A 25,937-nucleotide genomic window follows, 5' to 3' on the forward strand; every position below is an offset into this window, starting at 1 on the left:
ATCCAACACGCAAGTCACACCTCCATTCGGCCTACCCGCAGGTAGCATCAGCCCCGTAAGCAGAGGGGAGCGGGCCCGTGAACGCAGAGCGACCGAACGGCCGGGGCACCGGCGACGAGGTGGCCGACCTGGCGCGGCGCGCGGGGCAGCTGGCGGGCTGGGCCGCGCGCACCGGGTTCGCGTTCACCCGCAAGCTCCCCGGCGTCGAGACCGCCGAGCGCGGCGTGCGGCAGGTCGAGCGGCAGCTGCTGACCGAGCTGCGACGGCGGCTCGAAGAGGTCGACGACCCGTACCACGCGGCGCTGACCGCGGCGTCCGCGATGAACCGCCCCGCGGTGCCCGGATCCGTCGAAGCCTCCGTGACGCTCGTGCCCGCGCGCGACAACCACGCCGAGCCGCTGCGGGCCGCGATGGCCGAGCTGCTCAACCACTCCATCGGCTTCGGCCGCGAGCGGGCCCGCGAGTACTTCTACGCGATCATCCTGCGCCAGCTGACCCCCGACGAGGCGCGCATCCTGTCCGCGCTGTCCGACGGCTCGCCGTTCCCCGCGCTCGACGTCGTCGAGCGGACCGGCCTCGGCGGCAACGGCCGCGTAGCGCTGCGCAACGCCTCGACGGTCGGCAAGGCGGCCGGGGTGTCGCTGCCCGACCAGGTGCCCGGCTACGTCACGCGGCTGATCGGGCTCGGGCTCGTCGACCTCGACGAAGAGGTGCCGGCGCTGGAGACCCAGTACGAGATCCTGCTGACCGACGAGACCGTGCGTGACGCGGAGAAGCACGTCAGACGCGCGAAGTACATCAGGCGGACGATCCACATCTCGCGCCTCGGCGCGCAGTTCTGGCAGGCCTGCGACCCCGCTTTTCAACCTCGCAGCTTCGGCTAGATGGGGGCCTTCCTCAGCGGCATCGTCGCCGACTTCGCGCAGCACTGGCCCCTCTACGTCTCGATCCCGGTCGTCGCCGCGCTGATCGGCTACGGCACCAAGCTCGTCGCGATCCGGATGATGTTCCAGCCGGTCGAGTTCATCGGCGTCCGGCCGTTCTTCGGCTGGCAGGGCATCGTGCCGAAGCGCGCCGCGCGGATGGCGAGCATCGCCTGCGACACGATGACCGAGCAGCTGATCAAGCCGGCCGAGGTGGTGGCGCGGCTCGACGCGTCCCGCATCGCCAAGGAAATCGAGAAACCGCTGCTGGCGGGCGTCGAGGACATCGTGCGCGAGGTCGCCGGGCACTACCAGCCGGGGCTGTGGGAGTCGCTGCCGGACGGCGTCCAGCGGCTGGTGATCCAGCGCGTCCAGCACGAGTCGCCGCGGATGGTCGCCGCCGTGCTCGACCTGATCAAGTCCGATGTGGACAGTGTGTTCGACCTCAAGGGCATGGTGGTCACCAGCCTGGTCAAGGACAAGCGGCTGCTGAACCGGATCTTCCAGGAGGCGGGCGCCAAGGAGTTCAAGTTCATCGCCCGCTCGGGCCTGGTGTTCGGCGGCGCGATCGGCGTGGTCCAGATGGTGGCGTGGGTGCTGTTCAAGTTCCCGCCGATCATGCCGGTCTTCGGTCTCTTCACCGGCTGGTTCACCGACTGGCTCGCGCTGCGCATGATCTTCTACCCGATCGAGCCCCGCAAGTACTTCGGCGTCACCTGGCAGGGCCTGTTCCTGAAGCGGCGCGCGGAGGTCGCGGAGGCGTACGGCTCGCTGATCGCCAAGGAGATCATCACCCCGCACAACGTCATCGAGGCGATCCTCCACGGGCCGCTGTCGGACCGGGTGCTGGCCCTGATCCAGCGCCAGCTCGACGCGGAGCTCGGCCGCCGGGTGAAGCCGGTGCTGGTGTTCGCGGTCGGGAGCCGCAAGTACCAGGACATGAAGCTGGCGATCTCGTCCCAGATCATGTCGCGCCTGCCGGAGACGATGCGGTACATCGAGGACTACGCGACGGACGCGATGGACATCCGCAACGTGCTGGTGTCGAAGATGAAGCAGCTGTCGCCGAAGGAGTTCGAGCGGCTGCTGCGCCCGGCTTTCGAGCAGGACGAATGGATCCTGATCGCCACGGGCGCGGCGCTGGGGTTCGCGGTCGGTGAGGCTCAGGTGCTGGTGCTGGAGCACCTGGCGGTCTAGGCGTTGGCGACGTCGTAGGCGCGCCGCGCTTCGCCCACCTTCGCGCGGTGCTTGGCCGCCCACGCCGACAGTGCGTGCAGGGGCTCGTCCAGCTCCGCCGCGTGCGGCGTCATCGTGTACTCCACCCGGGGCGGGACCTCCGGGTAGACCTTCCGCGTCACCAAGCCGTTGCGCTCCAGGCCGCGCAGCGTCAGGGACAGCATCCGCCGCGAGACGCCGTCGAGGGCGCGCTCCAGTTCGCTGAAGCGCCGGGGTCCGTCGCTGAGCCGGACCAGGACCCGGATCGCCCACTTGTCGCCCACCAGGTCCAGGACCTCGCGCAGGGAGCACATCTCGGCCGGAGGGGTTTCGCCGTTGTCCATCGTCGTGACCTCGTTCGTAACAGGCGTGTGCCGTCGTACCAGGAAAGTGCCGTCTTCCAGCGGAAACGCCACTGGTCCACGATCGATTCCGGCAAGCACCGGAAAGGAACCACAAATGACGAAGACAGTGCGGTTCGCGGCCGAAGGCGGACCGGAAGTGCTGGAGCTCGTGGACGTCGACCTCGGCGACCCGGGGCCGGGCGAACTGCGGCTGCGGGTGGAGGCGATCGGGCTCAACCGGGCCGAGGCCATGTTCCGCGCCGGGATCTACTTCGAGCGCCCCGACGAGTTCCCCGCGAAGCTCGGCTACTCGGCGTCCGGGATCGTCGAAGCCCTCGGCGACGGTGTCACCGGGTTCGCCGTCGGGGACGCGGTCAGCACCGTCGCGGGCTTCTCGATGCGGGCCTACGGCGTCTACGGTGAGGCGGCGATCGTGCCGGCGGCCGCCGTGCTCCGGCGCCCGGAAGGGCTCGACGCCACCGAAACCGTAGCTCTGTGGGGGCCGTTCCTCACCGCGTACGGCGCGCTCGTCGACGAAGGGCAGGTGCGGCCGGGTGACTTCGTGCTGATCACGGCCGCGTCGAGCAGCGTCGGGCTGGCGGCGATCGACGTCGCCAACCACATCGGTGCGATCCCGATCGCCGCGACGCGCACCGCGGCGAAGAAGCAGCGGCTGCTGGACGCGGGCGCGGCGCACGTGATCGTCACCGGCGACGAAGACATCGCCGAGCGCACGCTGGAGATCACCGGCGGCCGGGGCGCGGAGTTCGTCTTCGACGCGGTGGCCGGAGAAGGCGTCCGCAAGCTGGCCGAAGCCACGGCCAAGGGCGGCACGCTCGTCGTGTACGGCGCGCTCGACACGAAGGAGACGCCGTTCCCGCTGTGGTTCGTGCCGACCATGCGGCTGTTCAACGCGTTCGACCTGACGCTCGACGCCGGACGCCTGGCGCGGGCGGAACACTTCGTCCGCGCCGGCGTGCGCGCGGGCACCTTCCGGCCGCGCGTGGACCGGACGTTCGACCTCACCGACGTCGCGGAGGCGCACCGCTACCTCGAGGCGAACGGCCAGTTCGGCAAGGTGGTGGTGACCGTGGGCGGCTGACCGGGCGGGGAAGTCCACCCGAAAGGCCGCACACCCGCGCGTATCCAGCCGCTCACCTCGCGCCTCTACTGTGCGTCAGCGACGTCGACGGGCGGGGGAGCCCATGGCTGAGACAGAGGAACCCGGGACCGCCGAGGACACCCTGCCCCGGCAGGAGATCCGGCTCGCGATGACCATGGTCGGCGGGGCCAGCCTCGCGGTCTGGATGGGTGGCGTCGCGACCGAGACGTCCCAGCTGCTCGGCGAGTCGCGCGGCAGCGCACCCGCCGGTGTCTACCGCCGGCTGACCGGCCTGCTCCGGGCGGACGTCTCGGTCGACGTCCTGACCGGGACGAGTGCCGGCGGCATCAACGCCGCCTGCCTCGGGCTCGCGGAGGCGTGCGACTCCAGCCCGGAGGTGCTGCGCGACACCTGGATCTCGACGGGCTCGCTGGACAACCTGACCCGCGACCCCGCCGAGCCCGAGCCGCGGTCGCTGCTCGACGGCGACCGCGTCCTGCTCGACGGCGTCCGCGGCGCGCTCGACCGGATCGTGGCGAACAGCCGGCGGCCCGTGGCGGACGCGCCCGACCTGACCGTGCTGCTCACCGGAACCATGATCGACGGCGAGTGCACCCGGTACCAAGACGCGCTGGGCAACCTGGTGCGCGACACCGAGCACCGCATGCTCTTCCGGTTCCACGGCAGGCAGTGGCGGTCGAAGGACGTGCTCGGGCCGCTCGCCCTCGCCGCCCGGTCCACCGCGTCCTACCCCGGTGCGTTCGAGCTGTCCCGGGTGCCGATCGGGCGCGGGGACGCCGACGACAAGCACCCGGACATGCGGCCGTACACCGAGCTCGACCGCTCGCACTGGGTCACCGACGGCGGGGTGCTGCTCAACAAGCCGCTCCGCCCGGCCCTGGAGGAGATCTTCGCGCGGCCCGCCGCCGCCGACGTCCGGCGGCTGCTGCTGTACGTCGTGCCGACCGGTGAGCACGAGGCTGCCGCGAAACCGTGTGACCCGAAGGACTTCCCGATGCTCACCAACACGATGGGCAAGGTCGTCACCGCGGTGATGAGCCAGTCCATCAGTTCCGAGCTCGAGGAGCTTTCCCGGCACAACGCCGGTGTCGTGCGGGCCAGGGACACCCGGGTCATCCTGGCCGGGCTCGGGCTGCGGGACGCGGAGCAGCTGATCGACAACCGGCTCTTCCGCGCCTACCTCGAGCGGCGGACGGCCGAGGACGCGGCCGAGCTGGCCGAGCTCGCCGCCTGCCGGTACGCCCAGTGCCATGTGGACAGACGGGAACTGAGGTGGTCCACGGGGATGTCGGCGTCCTTGCGCGAGACGGCGGCCAAGGGGCTGGCGAGCGGGATCGGCGCCGGCCCGCCGGGCACCCGGATGTCCCTCGAGGCGCTCCTGCCCTACCGCACTTCGGCCCTCGCCGACGCCGTCGCCACCGGACTCCAGCTGATCAACGCGGCGTTCCACCTCGGCCCGGACGCGGCCGACGCGGCCGTCCTCAACCGCTCCAGATCGGCGCTGCACCGGGCGCGGGTGGCGGCCGCGCGGAGGACGAAGCTGGACGAGTGGGTCCCGGCGCAGGATCCGGAGCCGGACCGGCCCCTCGAGACGTGGGTCGAGGACCTGGCCACGCAGTGGGCGGCGCTCGGCGAGACGGAGGGCCTCGCCGACGCCTGGACCTCCGTCGTCGACGCGCTCCGGACCGCGGCACCCGCCTTGCGGCGCCGGGTCGAGGCGCGACCCGGCGAAAACGACGTCGTCAAGACGCTGCTGGACTGGCTCGCGCTCGAAGGCGACGCCGGCGACGAGGTCGTGCGGGCGCGGCTGCTCGCGCTGCACGTCGCCGGTCGCGGGCTGCTGGCGGAGGCACCCTCCGTCGACCAGCGAGCCGATCTCGTGCAGGTGAGCGCCGACTCGCGGACGTTGCTCGACATGGGCCGGCGGCGCTCGTGGGACAAGCTGACCGGCATGCAGGCGGGCTACTTCGGTGCCTTCTACAAGGCTTCCTGGCGCGCGAACGACTGGATGTGGGGCCGGATCGACGGGGCGGGCTGGCTCATGCAGGTCCTCCTCGACCCGGTCCGGCTGCGGAACCTCGCCGACCTCGCCGGCCGGGACGCGTTCCGCGCGCAGGTGAAGGACGTCTTCGGGAAGGTCTGGTGCCCGCCGCGCGTGGCGGACAACCTCAGCGAACCGGACGTCGTCGAGCTGACCGCCCAGCTCGACGAGGAACTGGGCTTCCTCGGGCTCGACGGGCAGCTGAACCCGGCCGAATACTCCGCCGAGGTGCCGGAGAGCATGCCGGTGACCGCGCTCGTCCTCGCCAGGGCGCGCCAGCTGGAGATCGCCCGGGCCGAGCTACCGGTCGTGTGCCGCCACGCGGCCGCCGACGTCGTCGAGGCGAAGGCGAGCGGCAAGCAGTCGGCGGCCTTCCGCGCCCTGGCCGAGCCCGACCCGCAGACCGGAGATCCGGTGCTCCCGCTGGACGGCGACAACCGGACGCAGCAGGTCTTCCAGGCGTGCCGCGTCTCCGCCGAACGGATCTCGGCCGAGCGCGGCACCCCGCTGCTGGTCAAGACCGTGATCAAGCTGGCGGCGGCCGGGGTCAACGCGGCGGCCGCGACCGTGCCGTCGTCGACGCCGAAGGCCGCGAGGTCGATGGTCACCGCCGTGCGCGCCACGGCCCGCAGCACCTGGCGGATCACCCGGGGCGCGATGGCGCTGAAGACGCCGGGAACCATCGTGGCCGCGGTGCTGGCCCTGGTCGCGGGCCTGCTGCTGGGCGGCAACGACAACACGGTCGTGGGGCTCGTGGGCCTGCCCGTGCTGGCCGGCGGGGTGGTCTTCGTCGTCGTCAACGTGCTGCTGATGGCGAAGAAGTCCCCGCTGGTCCTGCTCTACCTGCTCGGCCTGTTCACCGTGCTCGGCCTGGTGCTGGCGCCGTTCCTGCCGGTGCTCGCGCACCCCTTCTTCGGCTGGCTGGGCTCCGTGGTCGCCGGCTGGGGCCGCGGTGACGCGCCGGCCTGGTGGGTCGCCTTCGTGGCCGTCCTCCTGCTGCCGTGGGTGGTACCGCCGCTGGGTGCGTTGTGGCGGCGGCTCCGCCCCGGCGACCGGCGGGCCGGTGGCCGGCGGGGCGGTGGCCGGCAGGCGGCGGCGCGGCCGGGCGGGAAACCGGCGAAGAAGGTGCGGCCGACCGAGCCGGTCGTCCTGGCGACCACCACCACGGTGGCCGTCCCGGAACCGGCCACCGAACGCTCACCGTGAGCGAGGGTTCCGGCCCGTCGCCTTGCGATCACCGGGCTTTGGGTTCATGGTTCGAGTAGGTCGCGAGCCACGGGTGCGCGACCCAGGCCCGCGTGTGCCCAAGGATCGTCCACTTCAAACATGTTTGTGGGACTGCTCACCGGGTACTCCGCGTCGTCGCAGGTCATTGCGGGGGTCGTGAGCTGCGTCGCTGGCGAGCGGAAAATTCTCTGTTACGTTTCCTGAGTATGTCCGTAACGCACTTGATCGAATCCCCGACCAAGGCGGACGGCGCGGAGCTGTGGCGAATCGCGCGTGATTCCGCCAAGCTCGATCTCAACTCGCCGTACGCATACATGTTGTGGTGCCGCGATTTCGCCGGGTCTTCGGTGGTCGCGCGCGAGGACGGCAGGGCGGTCGGATTCGTCATCGCCTACCGCAGACCGGACGAGCCCGGTGCGGCGCTCGTCTGGCAGGTCGCGGTCGACGCGTCGCAACGTGGAAAAGGCCTGGCCGGAGCCCTGCTCGACGCGCTGTACACGCGCCTGGTCGGCGAGGGGGTGCGTTACCTCGAGACCACCATCACCCCGGACAACGAGGCGTCCATCCGGCTGTTCACGTCGTTCGCGAAGCGGTGGAACGCCGCCGTGGAAACCAGTGTGCTGTTCGGCGGGGACGATTTCCCCGAAGCCGGGCACTTGCCGGAAGAGCTTTACCGCATCGGTCCGCTGACAGCACGCACAGATCCGGGCGAGTAGGAGAAAAGAAACCACATGAGCATCTTCGAAGAGCTCGAATCCGAAGTCCGCAGCTACAGCCGCGGCTGGCCGGTCGTCTTCGACCGCGCGCAGGGCAGCTGGCTCTACGACGAGAGCGGAAAGCCCTATCTCGACTTCTTCGCCGGGGCCGGCGCGCTGAACTACGGGCACAACAACCCGAAGTTGAAGCAGGCCCTGATCGACTACCTCCAGCGCGACGGCGTCACCCACGCGCTCGACATGTTCACCGTGGCCAAGCGGGACTTCCTGCAGACGTTCCGCGACAAGGTCCTCGACCCGCGCGGGCTCGGCTACAAGGTCGTGTTCCCCGGGCCGGGCGGCGCGAACGCCGTCGAAGCGGCGCTGAAGCTGGCGCGCAAGGTGACCGGCAAGGAGTCGGTCATCAACTTCACCAACGCCTTCCACGGCATGACGCTGGGCGCGTTGTCGGTCACCGGCAACTCGATGAAGCGCGGCGGCGCCGGCGTTCCGCTGGTGCACGCCACCCCGATGCCGTACGACAAGTACTTCGACGGCGCGATGCCGGACTTCCTCTACTTCGAGAAGCTCCTCGAAGACTCCGGCAGCGGGCTCAACGAGCCGGCCGCGGTGATCGTCGAAGGCGTCCAGGGCGAAGGCGGCATCAACGCCGCGCGCCTGGAGTGGCTGAAGGGGCTCGACAACCTCTGCAAGCGCCACAACATCCTGCTGATCCTCGACGACGTCCAGATGGGCTGCGGCCGCACCGGCCCGTTCTTCAGCTTCGAGGACGCCGGGATCACGCCGGACATCGTCTGCCTGTCCAAGTCCATCAGCGGCTACGGCCTCCCGATGGCGCTGACGCTGATCAAGCCGGAGCTCGACGTCTGGGAACCCGGCGAGCACAACGGCACCTTCCGCGGCATCAGCCCCGCGTTCGTCACCGCCACCGAGGCGATCGACGCCTACTGGAGCGACGACGAGCTCGAGAAGTCGACCAAGGCGAAGGGCGAGCGCATCGCCGCCGCGTTCTCGGGCATCGTCGAGGCCTACCCGGAGGCGAACCTGATCGCCAAGGGCCGCGGCCTGGCGCGCGGCATCGAGTTCGCCGACGGTGACCTGGCCGGCCGGATCTGCGCCGAAGCGTTCGCGCGCGGCCTGCTGATGGAAACCTCGGGCCCCGACGGCGAAGTCATGAAGCTGCTGCCGCCGCTGACCCTGACCGACGACGAGCTGACGCAGGGCCTGTCCATCATCGACGAGTCCGTCAAGGCCGTCCTGACGAAGTAAGGGAGTACGACGTGCTCGTCCGCACGCTCGACGAGATCACCGACACCGACGCCGACATCAAGACCGAGAACTGGCGCAGCAAGAGGATTATCCTGGCCAAGGAGGGCGTCGGCTTCTCGGTGCACGAGACCACGCTGTACGCGGGGACGGTCAACGACTTCTGGTACGCCAACCACATCGAGGCGGTCTTCATCACCTCGGGCGAGGGTGAGATCGAAGACCTCGCCACCGGCAAGGTGTACGAGCTCAAGCCCGGCACGCTCTACCTGCTCAACGACCACGACAAGCACCAGGTCCGGCCGAAGACCGAGATCAAGTGCGTGTGCGTGTTCAACCCGCCGGTGACCGGCCGCGAGGTGCACGACGAGAACGGCGTGTACCCGCTGATCACCGAGGACGCGTAAGAACCGGAGAGGAACACAGGAGGCGAAGTCCGTGACGCTGATGGACACCCGGGTCGACGACCGTTACCCGACCCGGATCACCGGTACGCCGGCCCACCTGCCGCGCGTGCACCCCACCGTGTGGGGTACCGAAGCCGACGGCCCGATCGACGCCGCCACGCTCGCGAACCACGACGCCCGCGGCTACACCGTGGTCGAGGACATGCTGTCCGTCGGCGAGGTCCAGACGTACTGGCAGGAGCTGGTGCGGCTGTCCTCCGACGAGGAGCTGGCCGAGGACGAGCGCGTGATCACCGAGGCGAAGACCGGTGAGGTCCGGTCGATCTTCGACGTCCACGAGATCTCGGACCTGATCGCCGAACTGGTGCGCGACCCGCGCGTGCTGGACCGGGCCCGGCAGCTGCTCGGCTCCGAGGTGTACATCCACCAGAGCCGCGTCAACTACATGCCCGGGTTCAAGGGCACCGGGTTCTACTGGCACTCGGACTTCGAAACCTGGCACGCGGAGGACGGCATGCCGGCCCCGCGCGCGGTCAGCTGCTCCATCGCGCTGACGGACAACTTCCCCTACAACGGCGGCCTGATGATCATGCCGGGTTCGCACCGGACGTTCGTCCAGTGCGCCGGCGAGACGCCGGACGACAACTACAAGAGCTCGCTCAAGGACCAGCGGGTGGGCGTGCCGAGCGAGGACGACATCACGAAGATGGCGGCCGAGTACGGCATCGACCAGTTCACCGGCCAGGCCGGCTCGGCGCTGTGGTTCGACTCGAACATCATGCACGGCTCCGGGAACAACATCACCCCGTACCCGCGCTCGAACATCTTCCTGGTGTTCAACAGCGTGGAGAACGCCCTGGAAGAGCCGTACGCGGCGAGCACGCCGCGACCGGCGTTCATCGCCGGCCGCGACTCGACGCCGATCTCGCGCTGAGCCACATCCCCGGCCCGCCGGTGACCGGTCCGACGCGCTTTGTTACCGTGTCGCCACCGCGCGGGCGTGTGGCCCGCGCAACAGACGTCTTCGCGGACGACCGGCGGCGGGTGCTTCGCTCGGGGTGAGCACACCCGCCCGGTCGCTCACGGCGACGGCGGGCGGACCGCGCCCCCTGGCGGCCCGGCCGGAGTTTCAGCACGACCCCGTACCACCGGATCGGGACCGGTGGTACGGGGTCGTGTCATGTCCGGGCATACCCCGTGGACGACACGCGTACCCCGGTGGACGACACGCGTACCCGGATGGACGACACGCGGTGCACGCCGTGTCGTCCGGCTGGGTGCGCGAGTCGTCCGTTCCGGTCCTCCGGAGGACATCGCAGGGCACGAGCACCCCGGCTGCGGAATTCGCAGAGCGACGAAACCTCCTTGTTCCGGGCCTGCGCCGTGCCCGGCGGGGTGGTATTCGTCAAGGGGCGATCACGGTAGGTTGATTTTTCCGGCGGGGGCGACGCCGGCAGACCGAGAATCCGGGGAGGTGGGCGCGAGCATGGCCGAAACCCGGTTCCAGCTGCTCGGGCCCGTCCAGCTCTTCGACGGCGACCAGCCCGTCCCGATCGGCGGTCCCGGGGTCCGGGGCCTGCTCGCGCTGCTGGCGCTCAAGCCGGGCAAGGTCGTCGGGCTCGACGAGATCATCGACGCCCTGTGGGGGCACGACCCGCCCGCGACGGCCCGCACCATCGTCCACGGCAACGTCTCCCACCTGCGGCGGATCCTCCGGGAGATCGACGGCCCGAGCATCCTGACCACCCCGCCGGGCTACCGGCTGGAGGTCGACCCGGACCGCATCGACGTCCACCGGGCGCGCACCCTGCTGGACCGCGCGTCGGTCGCCACCCCGGAGGTCGCGGCCGCGCTGCTGGCCGAGGCGCTCGCCCTGTGGCAGGGCCCGGCGCTGGGCGGGGTGCCCGATTCGCTGCAGGCCCCCGAACTGGAGGACCTCCGCCTCGCCGTGCACGGCGCCCGCGTCGACGCCGACCTCGAGCTCGGCCGGCACGCCGAGCTGATCGTCGAGCTGAGCCCGATCGTCCGGGCCGATCCGCTGGCCGAGCGGACCGCGGGCCAGCTGATGCGGGCGCTCTACCACGCCGGGCGCCGCGGGGACGCGCTCGAGCTGTACCGGACGGTCTCGCGCGCCACCCTCCGCACCCTGGGCGTCGAGCCCGGCGCCGAACTGCGCTGGCTGCACGAGCGGGTGCTCAACGACAACCTCCCGGCGCGGGACGTCGTCGCCCCGGCCACCGCCGCCGAACCGGCCAAGGCGATCTCGCAGCTGCCCGCCGCGGTGCCGAGCCTGGCCGGGCGCGCCGACGAGCTGGCCTGGCTCGACGGCCTGGTCACCCGCGCCGAGGCCGGGGAGAACACGATCGCCGTGGTCACCGGCACCGCCGGGGTCGGCAAGAGCACGCTCGTCGTGTGGTGGGCGCACCGGGTCGCGCCGCGGTTCCCGGACGGCGTCCTGTTCGCGTCCCTGCGCGGCTTCGACCCGCACCACCCGCCGCTGGAGCCGGCCGAGCTGCTCACGCAGTTCCTGCTCGGTCTCGGCGTCGAGACCGAGAAGATCCCGGAGCTGCTGCACGAGCGCGTCGCGCTGTACCGGTCCCTGATCGCCGGACGGCGGATGCTCGTGCTCCTCGACGACGCCCGCACCGCCGAGCAGGTGCGCCCGCTGCTGCCGCCGAGCGCGCGGACGATGACGGTGGTGACCAGCCGGTCGCGCCTCGACGGGCTCGCCGTGTCGAACGCGGCCAAGCAGCGGGTGCTCGGCACGCTCGCGCCCGACGACGCCGTGCGGCTCATCGAGGAGCTCGCCGGCCCGGCGGGCCACAACCACACCCTCGCGCGGCTCTGCGGCTACCTCCCGCTCGCGCTGCGGATCGCCGGCGCCCGGCTCTCGGCCGGCCCGCAGCGCACCGCGGAGGAGCTGGTCGACGAGCTCGGCAACGAGCGCACCCGGCTGGCGGGGCTGCAGGTCGACGGCGCCGACGACGGCGTGCGGGCGGCGTTCGACGTCTCCTTCCGCGGTCTGCCCGGCGAGGTCGCCGAGACGTTCCTGCAGCTCGGCGCGGTGCCCGGGGTGATGGTCGGGCCGCACCTGATGGCCGCGGTCGCGCAGATCCCGGTGACCGAGGCCCGCCGGCGGCTGCGCGCGCTGGCGGCGCACAACCTCATCGAGGAGACCGCCCGGGACGTCTTCGTCCCGCACGACCTCGTCTGGCTCTACCTGCGTGAACTCGCCGAACAGGAGCTCGGCGACAAGGAGCGCGACGAAGCGCTCGGCTGGACGGTCCGCTACTACCAGGCGGTGGTCGACCGCGCGCGGCGCCGGCTGGGCCGCGTCGCCGACCCGCTCGACTTCACCGGTGTGCTCGCCGACGAGGCGATGCCGCCGCTGTCGAGCGCGGCCGAGGCGCGGGAGTGGTTCGCCGCCGAGTGGCCGAACCTCCTCGCGGTCCTCGACGCCGCGTACGCCGCGGGCCGCCACGACGAGGTCTGGCGGCTGGCCCGGCTCGGGCACACCTACCGCGTCGCCTGCCCGCTGCTGGACGAGTGGACGCGCATGGCCGACCTCGGGGTCGCCGCCGCGGAAGCCGCCGAGGACGTGCCGGGGCAGTGCTGGCTGCTGCTCGCGCGGTGCGAGATCGCGCTGGCCTTCGAGCTGCCCGGCTTCGGCTTCGCCGACGCCGAACAGGCGGCGGAGCTGTCCGCCGGGCTCGCCGACGGGCGGCTGGTCACGTCGGCCGACCTGCACCTCGGCCGCGCGCTGAGCCGGCTCGGCGCGCACGAGAAGGCCATCGAGCGGCTGACCAAGGCGGTGGCGGAGGCCGGCGACGTCACCCTGCGCGGGCAGGCGCTCAGCAGCTGCGCGCAGGCGGAGAAGCGGGCGGGACGGCTGACCGACGCGATCGCCCACCAGCTCGCCGGGCTCCGGATCGACCGCGAACTGGGCGACGACGACCAGGTCGTCGTCTCGCTCGACAAGCTGGCCGAGCTCAGCCTCCGGGCCGGGGACCACGCGGCGGCCGAGCGGTACGTCTGGGAGGCGATCGACCTCGCGATCAGCCGCGAGTTCGTCGCCAGGGAGGGCGCGCTGCGGCTGACCCTGGGCCGGGTCCTGCGGGCCAAGGGCGACATCGACGGCGCGCGCGAACAACTCGCGTTGTCCGTGCGCATTTACGAGCGGGTGCACCCGAAGCTCGTCGGTGAGGTCCGCACCGAACTCGCCGAACTGGAGTGAGCTTTTCGCCGCCCGATTCCGGCTGCGACAGATCGGTGTCGGCACTCCGGATTGGTGGGGAGAATTTCGGTTGCGAATGGGTCACGGCCCGCGACGGCCGGTGAATCCTTAGTGGATTCTTAGTGCGCGCGGGCGGCGTCCGCGTAGGTTCGGCGGTGCCGGCAGAGCCCTAGGGGAGGGGCAGGCTGAGACGCCGGCGCCGGGCCCCACGCGGGAAACCGCGGCGGGGCCGGGAGCCGCCAGGAGCGGCTCGTGGCGGCCCGGCCGGCCGAGATGGGGGTAGGCCGGCCGGTCGCCAGGCACCCGGGCCTGGGGCTCAGCCCACGTTCGCGGTGCAGAGCGCGATCGTCGTCCCGCTGTTTTCCGCGACCTTCTTGCCGTCGACCAGAATGGCGCAGCGGATTTCGTTGTCCACGTTCGAATTGCGGGTGTCGGCGGTCAGCGTGAGCAGGTACGAACCATTGTTGTACGAGGCCGCGCCTTCCCACGCGTCGGTGCTGGCGGGGGCGTTTTCGGTGCGCTGGTCGCTGAGGCTGCCGTAGCGGACGGTGGCGCCGCCGGCGGAGGTGACCTGGAAGACCACGGCGTGCTTGTCGCCGGCCACCGCGGGCAGGTGCAGCCCGGACTCGCCGCCGCCGAGGAAGGTCGAGTACACCAGCATCCCGGCCGTCGAGAGCAGCGCCGCGACCGAGACGGCGGTGGCGGTGATCGCCAGCCCGCGGTCGCCCACGGTGCCCTTCTTGACCTGGACCAGCCCGACGACCGCCAGGACCAGCCCGATCCCGCCCAGCGGCCACGCGACGAACCCGATGTCCGGGACGAACGTGACGACCAGCGCGGCCGCACCCAGCAGCAGGCCGACGATCGCCAGGATGTTCCGCCCGGGCTTCGCGTTGGCTTGACGACGCTCCGTGGCCGTCACCGGCGGCGCGGGCCTGCCGTGGCGCGCGGTGGTCGGCGGGTACTGCGGGTCGGTCATCATGCGGGCCCCTTCGGGTGGGAGTGCGACGACGTTAACCCATAAGTGTGGCCCCGAACGAAATTGTTACATTCTGGAAAAAGTCATTGTCCCACCATTTTGCGGCGGGTATCGGTATTTCCTGACATCGCGCGCAGGGTGTGGCCAGGTGATCAATGGGAAGAATATCGGAGTTCCCACTGTTCGACGCGGCCTTTTGCGACCTCGCAGCGGGTAGAGCGTAAATACCGTACGGACATCCCGGCACCGCCGTGAGGCCTACGACGACAGTCGGTACGCCCGCCCCGACGAAAGTCGTAGATCGGACTTCTCAGTCGAAAAGACTCACTTCGGGGGTGATTTCGAGGAGTTCGAAGACGGGCCGGCCGCGGCGGCCGTCGATCGTCGTCGTCCGCACGACGCGCAGCCGGGCGGTCACCGGGCGGTCGAGGTTCTCCTTGATCTCGTCGAGCAGGTCCGGCGCCACCGCGCCCTGGATGGTCCCGCCCGACTCGCGGTCGAGGTAGAAGATCCGCCGCCGGGTGCGGACGCCGTCCAGCCGTCCGCGCACCGTTTCGTAGCCGACCTCCTCCCGGGACTCCCGGAGGCTGCCCTGCAGGATCCGGGCCTGCTCGGTGGTCATGCTCCGGGTGACCTGCTCGCCCGACGTCGGCGTCAAGGCCATCCCGATGCCGGCGTTCTTCGCCACGGCGTTGACGATGTCGCTCACCGCGTTGCGGACGGTGTCGCGCTGCAGGAGCACGGCGTCGAGCGCGCCGTCGTCCGACCCGTTCGCCGGCAGGAAGTCGCACAGCTCCTTGACGGCGCGCTCGGACAGCGTCTCGATGCCGTCGACGATCAGCGCGTCGTCGGAGACGTCGAGCTCGGGGAAGCCGAAGAAGATCGCGTTGCCCGCCTGGCCGCGCTGGATCAGCGGCGCCTTGTCGCGGTCGGCCTGCTGGACGATCGTGACCTCGCCGGCCGGGTTCCGGATGATGTGCCCGATCTTGGCGGTGGCGTCCTGCAGGGCCCGGCTGATGTCGGAGAAGGTGTAGGCGTCGATGGTCTGTTCACCGATCACCGAGACGTGCAGCAGCGGCGACCGGGACGTCCGCTCGAACTTGGCGTTCGCCGCCATCGCCGACGCGCGGGCCAGGTCGTCGAGCCACGTGCCGCCGGGGATCTCGTCGGCGATGCGCCGGAACTCGTTCCTCACCAGATCATCTCCGGGTAGCCCCTGCCGCCTTCGGCCCAGACCTCGGCCCACACGTCTTCGTCGCCGGGACGGCACAGGAAGCCGTCCAGCATGCCGCCCACCGGCTGCACCTGGTCGAGGTACATCGCGGGCTGCCCGACGATCACCCCGCGCAGGGTGAGCAGGCCGTACAGCGCCGAGCGGCCGGCGTCGTCGAGCCGCTTGAGCGCGCCCCACTCGTCCGGGATGAGGACGACGTCGAGGCTGCGCGGCGGGTGCGCGGTCCGCATGATCAGCTCGCCGCCGATCCAGGCCCGGCCGGTCGGAATGATCCGGCGGGCCACGCCGAGGTAGCTGTTGAGCGCGCTGAACAGGATCTCGCGGTCGTTCTGGTGCGGGGCGTCGAAGACCAGGCGTTCGTAGACGTCGGCGAGGTCGCCCGCGTGGCGGCCCGGTGGCAGGACCTGCTGCGACGTCCAATGGGGGAGCGCCACGCCACCCCCTCCGTTGCCTCGCTCACAGTGCGTAGCCGAATTTACCAGGATGGGTGTCAGCTACCGCGCCCAGGCTGCTGCGGCCACCGCGGGGTCGCCTCTTCGGTCTCCGGCCAGGCCGGTTCCTCCTCGGTGGGCCAGTCCTCGTCCTGGGCCCCGCGCTGCGGGGGCAGCGGCAGATGACCTTCGCGGTGGCCGACGGGCTCCTCGGCATCCTCGTCGACGTCCTGGCGCGGCCGGTCGGGTCCGTGCTGCATCCACGCCGCGGGGATGAACTGCGTCTGCTCGGCCGCCAGCGGCTCGGGCTCGGGTTCGTACCGCGGCTCGGGCTCGGGTTCGGGCTCGGGGTGGTGCTTGGGGCGCTGCGCCGCGCGCAGGACGAGCCACGACGTGAGCGCGCCGAGGGCGAAGGCGATGATCAGCCACAGCCAGATCTGCCCGAACAGCCACACCATCTGCTACTCACCCCTCAAACGACCGTGATCTCGACGCGCCGGTCTTCTTCGCCGCCGGTGGCCGGCCGGGTGTCGCCCAGCCCCCGGTAGGTCACGCGCTTGGCCGTCAGCCCGTTGGTGGTGAGGATCCGCGCGACGGCCCTGGCGCGGTCCCGGGAGAGTTTCAGCGCGGCGCTTTCGCCGCCGGGGCCGCGGGCGACGTGGCCGGTGACGCGGTACCGGAAGCCCTCCGGCGACTTGGCGAGGGCGATCGCGATGTCGCGGGCGGCCTGTTCGCCTTCGGGGGTCAGCCGGGCGGTGTCCGGCTCGAAGGTGATCGGCGCCTCGGCGAGCATCCGGTCGATCTCGGCCTGCACGCCGGCCTTGTCGGTGGGCGGCGGCGCGGTCGTGGTGGTGGTCGGCGGCGGGCTGCTGGTGGTCGGCGGGACGCTGGAGCTCGACGTCGGCGCGCTGGAGCTCGGCGCCACCGGAACGACGTCGCCTTCGAACCGGGCGGCCCGGACCCCGTCGAGACGCTGGACGACTTCGAGGGCCCGCAGCGCCTGGCCGGGCGGGAAGCCGCTGAGGGTGGCGTCCCGGCCGTCGAAGCTGACGTTGCCCGGCGGCAACCCGGCGGCGGCGAGGGCCGACTGCGCCTCGGACGTCAGGGCGCGCTGGATGTTCCCGGCCTGCGCCCAGGTCACGACCCCCGCGAGCAGTGCCGTGACCAGCACCGCGATCGGGACCACGAGGATCCAGCGACAACCACCGGACATAAGGGGACTGTAAGCCGGGTGACGCGGGATGGCGAGCGGAGGAAGGGTGGCGATCCACAAGTTGTCCCCAGGCAAGTCGACATGTGGACAACTGGCGGGGATGTGATCGGTTGGGCACGTTCCGTCGGAGGCGGCCGACCCGGGCCTTCAGCCGGGCACCGAAAGCCGTGAAGGCCTCCTTCAAGGACTCAGGGTCCCTCAAGGAGGCCTTCACAGCACCTCTGGCACAACCTCAGCTGGCCTGCTGCTGATGAGCCTGGGGGCTGTCCGGCCCGTCGAGCACGTCCAGCGGCACCAGCGGTGCGAGCTGGGGCCGCTTCGGCGACAACCCGTCGCCCATCGACTGGCCGCGGAGCTGGCGGCGGATCCAGGGCAGGAGGTGCACCTTCGTCCACGTCAGGTCCGACCGCCGGGAGTCGAGCCAGCGGCTCTGGACCTCCTCCAGCGGCCACGGCTCGCGCCAGTCGCCCTCCACCGGGATCCCCAGGACCTCGGCCGCCTTCAGGGCGATCCGGCGGTGGGCCTCCGGGGAGAAGTGGAGCCGGTCGTCGCTCCAGGCGCGGCGGTCGTGCAGGGGACCCATCGCCCACAGGTCGACCATCCGCGCTCCGTGGCGCTCGGCGATCGCCCACAGGTGGGTGTTGTAGATGGCCACCTTGCCGCGCAGCACCGACATCACCGACAGCACCTTGGTGTCCGGGCCGTTGAACATCAGCACCGGGATGCCCGCCTCGCGCAGCTTCGCGACGCCTTCTTCCAGGCGTTCCGTGACGGCGTCGACGTCCGCGCCCGGCACGATGATGTCGTTGCCGCCCGCGCACAGCGTGACGAGGTCGGGTTTCAGCTCCAGCGCGATCGGCAGCTGCTCGTTCAGGATCTCGTCGAGCATCTTGCCGCGCAGCGACAGGTTCGCGTACTCGAAGTCGGGCCTGCCGGCCGCCAGGATCTCCGCCAGCCGATCGGCCCAGCCCCGGAAGGAGCCGTCCGGCAGGGGGTCGTTGAGCCCCTCGGTGAAGCTGTCACCGAGGGCTACATAGCTGTCGATTCCGTACACGTTGGGTCCCCTTCCCATCCTGCGGCCGACGTTCCCCGACATGTAGTTGTACACCCCAACTAACCGTGGGGCCTTCCCCCCGCTACCACCTCGGCTGTTCAGCCTGCGGTAACAGTGTCTTATCTTGTCGGCCTTCCCCGCCTCTCTATTACGTAGTCTTCACCTCCGGCATGCCGTGAAACAGCACACTCGAAGGCAAACCCGGCACCCGGTGTGGCGAAGATCTCCCTCCCCGGAGCCTCCCGGGCGGGATCCGGCAGGCTGGACAGGTGTCCGGAGAACCCCGTGAGTCGCTCGCGCAGATCCTCGGCGGCCGCCGAGGCGCCCTCGACGCCAGCATCCCGCCCGTCGGTTTCGTCGTCGGCTGGCTCGCGGCCGGGCAGTCCATCGCGTGGGGCGCCGGGGCCGCCATCGCGGTCGCCGTGGGGCTCGGCGGCTACCGGATCGCCCGCGGCGGCAAGATCCGCGCGCTGGTGGTCAGCCTGGCCGCCGTCGTCGCGGCCGCGCTGATCGCCTTGCACACCGGCCGCGCCCAGGACTTCTTCCTGCTGCAGCTGATGTCCAATGTGGCCAGCGCCCTGCTGTGGGCGGCCAGCATCGTGGTCCGCTGGCCGCTGCTCGGCGTCGTCGTCGGGCTGGTGCTCGGCCAGAAGACGCGCTGGCGGCGCGACCCGGTACTGCTGAAGGCGTACTCGCGGGCCAGCTGGGTGTGGGTGTTCGGCCAGTACACGCTGCGCGTCGTCGTCTACGGCCTGCTGTGGTGGTCCGGCCAGGTGATCGCGCTCGGCGTGGCCCGCACGGTGCTGTCGTGGCCGCTGGTGGCGCTGACCGTCGCGGTGAGTGGCTGGGTGCTCTACCGGGCGTTGCCGCCGGAGCACCCCGGTCTGCGGCTGGCCCCGGAAACCCACCCGGACGACGTACCCGGGACATAAGGCGGCCCCCGGCGAGGGGGAGGGTCCGGGGGCCGGTGCCTACGTTACCCGGACTACCCGGGTTCAGTCGACGTTTTCGCGTCTTCGGGCGGCGTTTTGCTCAAAGTCGCCGAAAATACTGGTCTGACCACCCCTTCGCCGAACGCGTCGACGGCGGCGAGCCAGGCCGCTCCCAGCACCCCATCCGAGCTGGTCAGCACCTCGAGACCGGACAAACCACGGCGCACGAGCGCGCCGACCGGGCTCTCTCCGGTCAGCACAGATCCGACGAGCACGACCGGGGTCGACTCGCCGGGCTCCCGTGCGGCGAGGGCGTTGGCGACGAGGAGCTCGGCCGCGCGGGCGACGATTTCGCGGGCCGCGGGCTCGCCCGCGTCGTGCGCGGCGCTCACCAACGGGGCGAACCGGGCGAGCCGGACCGGCGCCTCGGCGTTGGCCGTCGTGATCAGCGCCCGCGACGCGGCGAGCCGCTCGGCGTCCGTCCGGACGTCCAAACCGGACAGTCCGAGCGCCGTCTCGAGCACCGCCGACGGCAGCCCGTCGAGGGCGCGGCCGCGGCCGAGGGCCTCCAAAGTGGAACGGACGGCCTCGCGGCCGAGCCAGAACGCGGAACCCTCGTCGCCGAGCAGCCAGCCGTAACCGCCGGCCGTGCCGGCCAGGCGCCGCTTCCGGATCCGGCCCGCGATCGAGCCCGTGCCCGCGACGAGCACGGTCCCGTCGGGCGCCGACGTCGCCGACGCGTACGCGACTTCGGCGTCGGCGACGGTCCGGACCACGCCGGTGAGCCCGACGCGCGCCCACGCGGCGTCGAACACCGCCGCCACCGCGGGGTCGCTCAGCTTGCTCACCCCCGCCATGCCGACGACGCACGCCCGGACGGCGCCGGGGTCGTGCGCGCCGAGCGCCGCGGTGATCGCGTCGGCGATCCGGCCCGCGGCGACCTCGGGTGCGTGCGCGTTCGGGTTGGCGCCGTCGCCGCGCCCGGTACCCAGCACCGCGCCGGCGGCGTCGACCAGTGCGGCCCTGGTCGACGTGCCACCGGCGTCGACGCCGATCGCGAAGCTCACCGGGTCTTGGTCACCTTCAGCAGGCCGCGCGGGCTGTCCGGGTCGCCGCCGCGGGCGAGCGACAGGCCCAGCGCGATCCGCTGGATGGGCAGGATCTCCAGGATCGGCGCCAGCTCCTCGGCCGTCGGCGCGACGTCGATGCGCAGCGCCGCGGGCACCTCGGCGGCGGCCGAACCGACCGCGAGGACGTCCGCGCCGCGCTTGCCGACGGCCTCGAGGACCTCGTGCATCGCCCGGCCGCCGTGCCCGGCGCTGGTCACCGCGAGCACGGCGGTTTCGCCGTCGACCGCCGCGACCGGGCCGTGCAGCAGGTCCGCGCCGCTGTACGCGCGGGCGGCGAGGTAACTGGTCTCGGCGAGCTTGAGCGAACCTTCGAGCGCGGTGGCGTAGGAGTAGCCGCGGCCGGTGGTGAGGACCCGGTCGACGAAGCGGTACCGGTCGACCGCGCGCTGCACGCCCTCGGCGGCGCCGTCGAGGGTCTGCTGCGCCAGTTCCCCGATCTTCTCGGCGTCGGCCGCCTTGCCGCCGCGCACCGCGTCGATCAGGAGGTAGAGCGCCATCAGCGTCGCGGAGTACGTCTTGGTCGCGGCGACCGCCTTCTCGACGCCCGCGCCGATGTCCACCCCGAGCTCGGACGCCGCCCGCAGCGGCGAGTCCGGCGTGTTGGTGACGGACACCGTCAGCGCGCCCTGGCGCCGCGCCGTTTCGGTCACCTCGATCAGGTCGGGCGAGCCACCGCTCTGGCTGACCGTGACGAACAGCACGTCCCGAAGATCGGGGCGCGCGCCGTACAGGGTCGCCGTGGACGGGGAAACCAGACCCGCCGGAAGGCCGAGGAGTACCTCGATCAGGTACTTCGCGTACAACGCTGCGTGGTCGCTCGATCCACGCGCGGCGAGCAAAGCGAAGCGCGGGGGCCGGTGTGAGATCTTTTCCGCCACCCCGGCGATTTCCGCCTGACGCTCGACCAGTCCGGCCAGGACGTCCGGCTGCTGGGCGATCTCCGCGGCCATGTGCTCGCCGGGCCGTTGTTCGGTCATCATTTTCCTCTCCACCTCCGGCATTATGTACCGGACTCAGGCGGCGTCGGTCAGGTCTAGACCAATGTTAGTGGGGCGGCGCGTTTGGGGAAAAGGGTACGTTTCTTACGGGGACGTGGCGTGCGATGAGGGAAGACATAGGGAGTCGGGCATGTTGGAGACCACCACCACGGGCGAGGCGGGCGCCGTCGCCGGGATGCGCGGGCAGCGCGAGCCCAAGTACTGGGCACTGAAACAGCACCTCCTCGACCTCCTGGACGTGTTGCCGCCCGGGTCGCCGATCCCGACCGAACGCGCGCTCGCCGGCGAGTTCACGGTCTCCCGCACCACCGTGCGCCAGGCGCTGGCCGACCTGACCGCCGAGGGCCGCCTGCACCGTGTGCAGGGAAAAGGCACCTTCGCGGCCGAGCCGAAGCTCGCGCAGCGGCTGCAGTTGTCCTCCTACACCGAGGACATGCGGCGCCAGGGTTTGAAGCCGTCGTCGAAGCTGCTCGAAGTCGAGGAGCTCCCGGTCGAGGGTGACCTCGCGAAACTGCTCGGAATCCGTACTGGTGCGAAAATTCTTCGCCTTCGACGCCTTCGACTGGCGGACTCCCAGCCGATGGCCCTGGAAACCTCGCACCTGCCGCTCGGCCGTTTCCGCGGGCTGCGCAAGCACGTCTCGTCCGGCGGGTCGTTGTACGCCGTTCTACGCGAGCAGTACGGGGTCGAGCTGGAGCGCGCCGAGGAGTCGATCGAGACGTCGCTCGCCGGGCCGGAAGAGGCGGAGATGCTCGGCGCGGACGTCGGCATGCCGGTGCTGCGGCTGACCCGGCACTCGTTCGCCACCGACGGCAAGCCGGTCGAATACGCTCGTTCGGTCTACCGGGGCGACCGGTACAAGTTCGTCACGACGCTCCTGCCGTGACCCGCGGTTGACGGCGGTCGGCGCGCGCGGTGAGGTGAGCCGGTGACAGCCACAGAGGACACCGGGATCCGGTGGGGAACCCACGCCGCGCGCGGGGTGCTCGCCACCACCATCCTCGGCTCGGGCATGGCGATGCTCGACGGCACCATCGTCAACGTCGCCCTGCCGCGCATCGGCGCCGAACTGAACGCTTCCGTCGCCGGGCTCCAGTGGATCCTCGACGGCTACATGCTGGCGCTCGCCGCCCTGATCCTCGTCGCCGGCTCGCTCGGCGACCGGTACGGCAGGCGCCGCATGTACCTCATCGGGGTCGTCTGGTTCGGCGTCGCCTCCGGGTTGTGCGCCGCCGCGATGACCACCGAGATGCTCGTCGTGACCCGGATCCTGCAGGGCATCGGCGGCGCGCTGCTGACGCCCGGTTCGCTCGCGATCCTCCAGTCGTCCTTCGCGCACGACGCCCGCGCCCGCGCGATCGGCGCATGGTCGGGCCTCGGCGGCATCGCGGCCGCCGCCGGGCCGCTGCTGGGCGGCCTGCTCGTCCAGGTGTGGTCGTGGCGGCTGGCGTTCCTCATCAACGTCCCGATCGCGGTCGTCGTCGTGCTGATGGCCCGGCGGTTCGTCCCCGAGTCCCGCGACCCGGACGCGACCGGGCACCCGGACTTCGGTGCCGCCGCGCTCGGCGCGCTCGGCCTCGCCGGCGTCACCGGTGCGCTGGTGGAGGCGCCGGGACGCGGCATCGGCGACCCGATCGTGCTGGTCGCGGGCGTGCTCGGCATCGCGGGGCTCGCCGCGTTCGTCGTCGTCCAGCACCGCTCGGCCGAACCGCTCGTGCCGCCGTCGCTGTTCCGCGACCGCACCTTCACGCTGTCGAACGCCCTGACGTTCGTCGTCTACGCGGCGCTCGGCGGCGTCATGATGCTGCTGGTCATGCAGCTGCAGGTGTCGCTCCACTACTCGCCGACCGCGTCCGGCCTGGCCGGGCTGCCGCTGACGGTGATCATGCTGCTGCTCTCCGGCCGGTCCGGGGCTCTCGCCCAGCGCATCGGCCCGCGCGCCCAGCTGGTCGTCGGCCCGATCGTCGTCGGCGCCGGGATGCTGCTGATGCTGCGCATCGCGCCCGGCGCGTCCTACCTCGGCACGGTGCTGCCCGCGGTCGCCGTGTTCGGCCTCGGCCTGGCGATCGTCGTGGCCCCGGTGACCGCGACGGTGCTCGCCGCGGCCCCCGACCGCTACGCCGGGGTCGCCTCCGGCGTCAACAACGCCATCGCCCGGTCCGGCGGCCTGCTGGCGGTGGCGGTGCTGCCCGCCGCGGCCGGGCTGACCGGCGAGGCGTACGCCGACCCGGTGGCGCTCACCGCGGGCTGGCGGGTGGCGCTGGTCATCTGCGCGGCGCTCGCGATCGCGGGCGGCCTGATCGCGCTGGGCATCCACAACGGCGTCCTCGAGCCACCGTCCGAGCCGGCCGGGAAACCCGACGACGAGTGCCCCCACCTGGGCGAGTGCTACCACTGCGGCGTGGAGGGCCCGCCGACGCACGTCCGCGGCGGCGGGACCCCGGTCGCGGGCTCCTGACGTGACCTGCGGCTCCTAGCCCGCGAGGATCTCGGCGAACTGCGCCGGGTCGGCGTTGCCGCCCGACACGATGGCGACCGTGCGGCCCGCGGGCAGCTCCCCGGCGCGGAACAGGTACGCCGCCGTCGCCACCGCGCCGCTGGGCTCGGCGACCAGCCGGGCCTTCCGGGCGAGCGTGCGCATGGCCTCGCGGATCTCGTCCTCGGTGACCGTCACCATGTCGTCGACGACCTTCCGCAGGTGGGCGAAGGTCAGCTCGGACGGCTGTGCGCGCAGGCCGTCGGCGATCGTGCGGGCGCGGTCGGCCATCGGCCAGTCGACCTGGCGGCCCAGGCGCCACCCCTCGGTCGCGTCCGCGGCCAGCGCGGGCTCGACGCCGACGACGCGCGCCCGCGGGCAGCGGGCCTTGATCGCGGCGCCGACGCCGGAGGCCAGCCCGCCGCCGCTCACCGGCACCAGCACGACCTCGACGTCGGGGAGGTCTTCGGCGATCTCGAGGCCCACCGTGCCCTGCCCGGCGATGATGGCCGCGTCGTCGTAGGGCGGCACGAGGGTCAGCCCGCGTTCGGCGGCCAGTTCGTGCGCTTTCGCCTCGTGCTCGCCGATCGGCACCTCGATCACCTCGGCGCCGTAGGAGCGGGTGGCTTCGACCTTGATCCGCGGTGCCACGTCCGGCACGACGATCACCGCGGGCACGCCGTACTGCTGCGCCGCGTACGCGACCGCCTGCGCGTGGTTGCCGCTCGAGTACGCGATGACGCCGCGGGCGCGGGCCTCGTCGTCGAGGGTGCCGATCGCGTTGAACGCGCCGCGCACCTTGAACGCGCCGATCGGCTGCAGGCTTTCGGGTTTGAGCCACAGGGTTTTGCGGGGATCCCACGTTTGGAGCAGCAAGGGCGTGCGCACGGCGACACCTTCGACGCGCTTCGCGGCGGCCTCGATGTCTGAGATCGTCACCAGTTCCATCGGCCGAGTATGTCAAGAAAACGTGCGATCGACACTGTCTATTATGGACAGTCGGAGTGGTGCTTCTCACGTCGGGGCAACGTGGGGAGTTCCTCGCGCGCCTTACACGTTGGACAGGGGAGATGACTTACTACCGGATCGGGACCATGAGCAAGGAGAACGCAGCGACTTCCGAAGCGAAGGAAGAAAAGTCCGGCCTGCGGATCGCGCAGGTACTGGCGGCGGCGCTGGCGGCGGTGACCGCGGCGCTGCTGGGCTCGACGCTCGGCGTGGCGGGCACGGTGGTCGGCGCGGGCGTGGCGAGCGTGGTGTCGACGGTCGGCAGCGAGCTGTACCTCCGCTCGCTGCAACGCACCCGGGAGGCGGCGCTGAAGGCGCGTGAGCTCGCGACGTCCGGCATCCGGCGACGGGGGCCCGCCGGTCCGGACGTGCCGATCACCGACCAGCCGACGGTCCAGCTGGCGAAGCCCCCGGAGGAGGGGCCGGGCCGGTGGCGGAAGCTGCGCTGGCCGCTGATCATCGGCACGAGCGTGGCGGCGTTCGCGGTGGCGATCCTGGCGATCGTCGGGTTCGAGTCGGCGACGGGCACCCAGATCGGCGGCGGCACGGGTTCGAGCATCGGCAAGATCCTCGGCAGCGGTGGCGGCGGGACGGACAAGACCCCGGCCACGACCCCCACGACCTCGACGGACGACACCCAGGTGTCCCCGACGGAGACGCCGACCAGCCCGACCGAAACCTCGACCGCCCCGACGACGTCGACCCAGTCACCGACAACGACCCCGAGCACGACGACCCAGCAGCCGTCGACCTCGGCCCCGGCGACGACAACCCCGCCGACCAGCAAGGCCGCGCCGACCTCCACGCCCTGAGTCCCCTCGCGGGCCGGGCGGGCCGTCGACGAGCCCGAGCACCCACCTCGCGGGCCTCAGGTGAGGTGGGTCAGCAGGCCCGGACCGTCGATGACCTCGAGCACCCACCCCCGTGAACCCGGGCCTCAGGTGAGGTGGGTCAGCAGTGCCCGGGCCGCCGACGACCCCTGAGCA

At 71.6% G+C, this 25,937-nt stretch carries 23 protein-coding genes; 13 read left to right on the forward strand and 10 right to left on the reverse strand.

The features are described 5' to 3' along the window. Positions 1 to 77: 77 nt before the first annotated feature. Positions 78 to 884, forward strand: a complete 807-nt coding sequence (locus tag ACH54P_RS33300) for an Abi-alpha family protein (RefSeq protein WP_489907267.1) — start codon at positions 78 to 80, stop codon at positions 882 to 884. Continuing rightward, the gene (locus ACH54P_RS33305) at positions 885 to 2,120 is read left to right on the forward strand and encodes a DUF445 domain-containing protein (RefSeq protein ID WP_489907268.1); all 1,236 of its coding nucleotides are present in this window, start codon (positions 885 to 887) and stop codon (positions 2,118 to 2,120) included. It begins immediately after the preceding gene. Here the strand turns inward: ACH54P_RS33305 and ACH54P_RS33310 are convergent. After that, a complete protein-coding gene (locus ACH54P_RS33310; protein WP_489907269.1) occupies positions 2,117 to 2,482 on the reverse strand; it encodes a winged helix-turn-helix transcriptional regulator in 366 nt (121 codons plus the stop codon). The genes ACH54P_RS33305 and ACH54P_RS33310 overlap by 4 nt on opposite strands. A gap of 115 nt (positions 2,483 to 2,597) precedes the next feature. On the opposite strand from ACH54P_RS33310, the gene ACH54P_RS33315 reads away from it, so the two are divergent. The 7 genes from ACH54P_RS33315 (at position 2,598) to ACH54P_RS33345 (ending at position 13,496) form a co-directional block, all read left to right on the forward strand. Then, a complete protein-coding gene (locus ACH54P_RS33315) occupies positions 2,598 to 3,584 on the forward strand; it encodes a zinc-dependent alcohol dehydrogenase family protein (protein ID WP_489907270.1) in 987 nt (328 codons plus the stop codon). Between the two features lie 103 nt (positions 3,585 to 3,687). After that, positions 3,688 to 6,852 (forward strand): patatin-like protein, encoded by a 3,165-nt coding sequence (locus ACH54P_RS33320; protein WP_489907271.1) that lies wholly within the window; start codon positions 3,688 to 3,690, stop codon positions 6,850 to 6,852. A 182-nt stretch (positions 6,853 to 7,034) separates the two neighbouring features. Then, complete coding sequence (ectA, locus tag ACH54P_RS33325; RefSeq protein WP_489916776.1) at positions 7,035 to 7,589, forward strand: diaminobutyrate acetyltransferase; 555 nt, start codon at positions 7,035 to 7,037, stop codon at positions 7,587 to 7,589. Positions 7,590 to 7,604: 15 nt separating this feature from the next. Next, positions 7,605 to 8,858 carry a diaminobutyrate--2-oxoglutarate transaminase gene (gene ectB / locus ACH54P_RS33330; protein ID WP_489907272.1) on the forward strand — a complete coding sequence of 418 codons (1,254 nt, stop codon included), beginning with the start codon at positions 7,605 to 7,607 and terminating at the stop codon, positions 8,856 to 8,858. A gap of 11 nt (positions 8,859 to 8,869) precedes the next feature. Then, positions 8,870 to 9,262 carry an ectoine synthase gene (locus ACH54P_RS33335; protein WP_003071625.1) on the forward strand — a complete coding sequence of 131 codons (393 nt, stop codon included), beginning with the start codon at positions 8,870 to 8,872 and terminating at the stop codon, positions 9,260 to 9,262. A gap of 31 nt (positions 9,263 to 9,293) precedes the next feature. Next, positions 9,294 to 10,196, forward strand: coding sequence for an ectoine hydroxylase (gene thpD / locus ACH54P_RS33340; RefSeq protein ID WP_489907273.1), 903 nt, complete (start codon positions 9,294 to 9,296; stop codon positions 10,194 to 10,196). Positions 10,197 to 10,748: 552 nt separating this feature from the next. Next, entirely contained in the window at positions 10,749 to 13,496 is a 2,748-nt protein-coding gene (locus ACH54P_RS33345; RefSeq protein WP_489907274.1) for an AfsR/SARP family transcriptional regulator, read from the forward strand. A gap of 316 nt (positions 13,497 to 13,812) precedes the next feature. Here the strand turns inward: ACH54P_RS33345 and ACH54P_RS33350 are convergent, their stop codons facing one another. The 6 genes from ACH54P_RS33350 to ACH54P_RS33375 form a co-directional block, all read right to left on the reverse strand. Beyond that, positions 13,813 to 14,478, reverse strand: a complete 666-nt coding sequence (locus ACH54P_RS33350; protein ID WP_489907275.1) for a DUF4190 domain-containing protein — start codon at positions 14,476 to 14,478, stop codon at positions 13,813 to 13,815. Between the two features lie 307 nt (positions 14,479 to 14,785). After that, positions 14,786 to 15,670, reverse strand: a complete 885-nt coding sequence (locus ACH54P_RS33355) for a hypothetical protein (protein ID WP_489907276.1) — start codon at positions 15,668 to 15,670, stop codon at positions 14,786 to 14,788. Continuing rightward, complete coding sequence (locus ACH54P_RS33360) at positions 15,667 to 16,143, reverse strand: DUF6932 family protein (RefSeq protein WP_489907277.1); 477 nt, start codon at positions 16,141 to 16,143, stop codon at positions 15,667 to 15,669. The genes ACH54P_RS33355 and ACH54P_RS33360 overlap by 4 nt, the downstream gene beginning before the upstream one ends. 56 nt (positions 16,144 to 16,199) lie before the next feature. Then, positions 16,200 to 16,598, reverse strand: coding sequence for a hypothetical protein (locus ACH54P_RS33365; protein WP_489907278.1), 399 nt, complete (start codon positions 16,596 to 16,598; stop codon positions 16,200 to 16,202). Positions 16,599 to 16,612: 14 nt separating this feature from the next. Then, positions 16,613 to 17,353 carry an OmpA family protein gene (locus ACH54P_RS33370; protein ID WP_489907279.1) on the reverse strand — a complete coding sequence of 247 codons (741 nt, stop codon included), beginning with the start codon at positions 17,351 to 17,353 and terminating at the stop codon, positions 16,613 to 16,615. A gap of 232 nt (positions 17,354 to 17,585) precedes the next feature. Further along, entirely contained in the window at positions 17,586 to 18,407 is an 822-nt protein-coding gene (locus tag ACH54P_RS33375) for an SGNH/GDSL hydrolase family protein (RefSeq protein ID WP_489907280.1), read from the reverse strand. Positions 18,408 to 18,676: 269 nt separating this feature from the next. Here ACH54P_RS33375 and ACH54P_RS33380 point away from each other — a divergent pair, with 269 nt between their 5' ends. After that, entirely contained in the window at positions 18,677 to 19,339 is a 663-nt protein-coding gene (locus ACH54P_RS33380; RefSeq protein WP_489907281.1) for a DUF3159 domain-containing protein, read from the forward strand. Positions 19,340 to 19,392: 53 nt separating this feature from the next. Here the strand turns inward: ACH54P_RS33380 and ACH54P_RS33385 are convergent, their stop codons facing one another. Together ACH54P_RS33385 and ACH54P_RS33390 are read right to left on the reverse strand one after the other, a co-directional pair. Further along, a complete protein-coding gene (locus tag ACH54P_RS33385) occupies positions 19,393 to 20,406 on the reverse strand; it encodes an N-acetylglucosamine kinase (protein WP_489907282.1) in 1,014 nt (337 codons plus the stop codon). Next, on the reverse strand, positions 20,403 to 21,449 hold the full coding sequence (locus tag ACH54P_RS33390; RefSeq protein WP_489907283.1) for an SIS domain-containing protein: 1,047 nt from the start codon (positions 21,447 to 21,449) through the stop codon (positions 20,403 to 20,405). Before ACH54P_RS33390 ends, ACH54P_RS33385 begins: the two co-directional genes overlap by 4 nt. Positions 21,450 to 21,597: 148 nt before the next feature. Here ACH54P_RS33390 and ACH54P_RS33395 point away from each other — a divergent pair, with 148 nt between their 5' ends. Next, the gene (locus ACH54P_RS33395; protein ID WP_489907284.1) at positions 21,598 to 22,353 is read left to right on the forward strand and encodes a GntR family transcriptional regulator; all 756 of its coding nucleotides are present in this window, start codon (positions 21,598 to 21,600) and stop codon (positions 22,351 to 22,353) included. A gap of 42 nt (positions 22,354 to 22,395) precedes the next feature. Next, entirely contained in the window at positions 22,396 to 23,925 is a 1,530-nt protein-coding gene (locus ACH54P_RS33400) for an MFS transporter (RefSeq protein ID WP_489907285.1), read from the forward strand. Between the two features lie 15 nt (positions 23,926 to 23,940). Here ACH54P_RS33400 and ACH54P_RS33405 read toward each other — a convergent pair whose 3' ends face one another. Then, positions 23,941 to 24,891, reverse strand: a complete 951-nt coding sequence (locus ACH54P_RS33405) for a threonine ammonia-lyase (protein WP_489907286.1) — start codon at positions 24,889 to 24,891, stop codon at positions 23,941 to 23,943. A 146-nt stretch (positions 24,892 to 25,037) separates the two neighbouring features. Between ACH54P_RS33405 and ACH54P_RS33410 the strand changes: the two genes are divergently transcribed. Continuing rightward, positions 25,038 to 25,763 carry a hypothetical protein gene (locus ACH54P_RS33410; RefSeq protein ID WP_489907287.1) on the forward strand — a complete coding sequence of 242 codons (726 nt, stop codon included), beginning with the start codon at positions 25,038 to 25,040 and terminating at the stop codon, positions 25,761 to 25,763. The last annotated feature ends 174 nt before the right edge of the window (positions 25,764 to 25,937 follow it).

The sequence above is a fragment of the Amycolatopsis sp. N2S4-7 genome, from assembly GCF_058119595.1.